The following is a 2,063-nucleotide window of genomic DNA, read 5'->3' as shown; positions in this document are numbered from 1 at the left end:
GGTCAAAATCCGCGGGCACCGCATTGAATTAGGAGAAATTGAAGCCAGACTTCTTGCTGTTCCATACATTAATGAAGCGTGTGTAATTGCGAGGAACGACAATCAGGGGCAGTCGTATCTATGCGCTTATATGGTTACTAATGAAGTACGGAGTCAAAATTCTATACGCACTTACTTAAAGGGAATGCTGCCAGAATATATGATTCCTGCTTATTATGTCTTTCTAGACCGATTTCCCCTTACTTTTAATGGGAAAATTGATAAGGCTGGACTACCAGAACCACAAAAAGAGAGAGTTGGCAAGTATGAGGAACCAATTAATGATACCGAAAGAGAGCTTGCTGAAATTTGGAGTAAAGTACTGGACATAAAACAGCTGGGGAGAAGGGACCATTTCTTTGAGCTTGGTGGCCATTCATTAAAAGCTACACAGTTGGCTGCGGCCATTCACAAAAAGTTTGAAACCCGTATCCCAATTCAGAAGATTTTTGAAAACCCAATACTAATGGATATGGCCCAATCTATTAGGGATTCAGATAAAGAGAATTTCCATGTTATTAAACGGGCTCCAAAGAGGGAATACTACCCGGTTTCTGCTGCTCAGCGCCGAATGTATGTAGTCCAACAAATTGAGGGGGGCACACAATCTACTCATTATAATATGCCTTTAATTTTAGAGCTGGAAGGAACATTAGATATAGATCGACTTCACCAATCACTATCCAGCTTGGTTGACCGTCATGAACCTCTACGAACCACTTTTCACCTTAAGAATGATCGGTTAATTCAGCGTATTGAGTCCCATTGCAATTTTGAGTTTGAACTAAAAGAAATAACAGAAGAGAGATTGCCACAAATTATTGATGAGTTTATTCGACCGTTTGACTTAGAAACAGGCCTTCCTTTTCGGGCACTTTTGGTGAAAGTGGAATCGACTCGCTATTTTTTCATGTTGGATTTTCATCATATCGTTTCAGATGGCATTTCTGTAAATATTCTTATACAGGAATTTATCCAATTGTATCAGGGTAAAGAGCTGCCTTCTTTAAGAATTCAGTATAAGGATTTTGCTGAATGGCAACAGACTGCTGAATATAAAAATAGAATAAAAGCCGGAGAAGAATATTGGCTGGACTGTTTCAAAAGTGATCCGCCGGTTCTTGAACTACCGACAGACTTTCCCCGTCCTCCTGTGCAGTCCTTTTTTGGTGAAACCTTAGAGTTTGAACTGGATAGTAAGTTATATCAGAAGCTCAAAAGTATTTCAGCAGCAGAAGGCTCTACATTGTATATGATTCTTTTGTCAGCATATACTATTCTGCTTTCTAAATATACAGGACAGGAGGATATTGTGGTAGGTTCTCCTGTAGCGGGAAGGGAACACTCAGATTTAGAAGACGTTGTCGGGATGTTCATCAATACTTTACCACTTCGAAATGAACCAAAAGGAGTTTTATCTGTTAGAGAATTTATTGCAAATGTTCGATCTGGAATTCTAAAAGCATTTGAACATGCGGATTATCCACTGGAAGAGCTCATAGAAAAATTGAATATACCAAGAAATCTTAGTCGTCAGCCTCTATTTAATACAATGATGGTTATGCAAAATATGAAAATTGATGAGATTCATATTCCGGGGTTAAATGTGGCGCCATATTCTTGGCGTAGGAGGAATGCAAAATATGATCTCACATGGACCATAATAGAAGATAGTTCACTGAAGGTAATGATAGAGTATAGTACTAGTATATTCAGAAAAGAAACGGTAGAGAAAATGTACCTTCATTTCTCTTATCTGCTTTCACAGATTACTGATGATTTAGACAAACTAATATTCAATATTCAATTAGCTACTCCATATGAGAGTAGTCAGATTTTGAAAGAGTTTAATCCTCCGGAGGCAGAATATCCAAGGGAAAAGACTATTCATGAAATATTTATGGACAAGGTAAAAAAAGTTCCAGATAAAGTTGCTTTACAGTATAAAGAAGGTTCTGTGTCTTATAGCGAACTGCATAGAAAATCTAACCAAGTGGCCCGCTTTCTTCAGAAGCAGGGGGTAG

Annotated in this window: 1 protein-coding gene; it reads left to right on the top strand. The window is 38.2% G+C overall.

Going from position 1 to position 2,063, the window contains the following annotated elements; genetic code table 11:
- A partial coding sequence (locus ABWK52_RS24180) for a condensation domain-containing protein (protein WP_353772185.1) occupies positions 1-2,063 on the top strand: 2,063 nt, incomplete at both ends.

Source organism: Bacillus sp. AP50, assembly GCF_040492675.1.
GTDB lineage: Bacteria > Bacillota > Bacilli > Bacillales > Bacillaceae_G > Bacillus_A > Bacillus_A cereus.
This window is presented reverse-complemented; position numbering and strand designations above follow the sequence as displayed.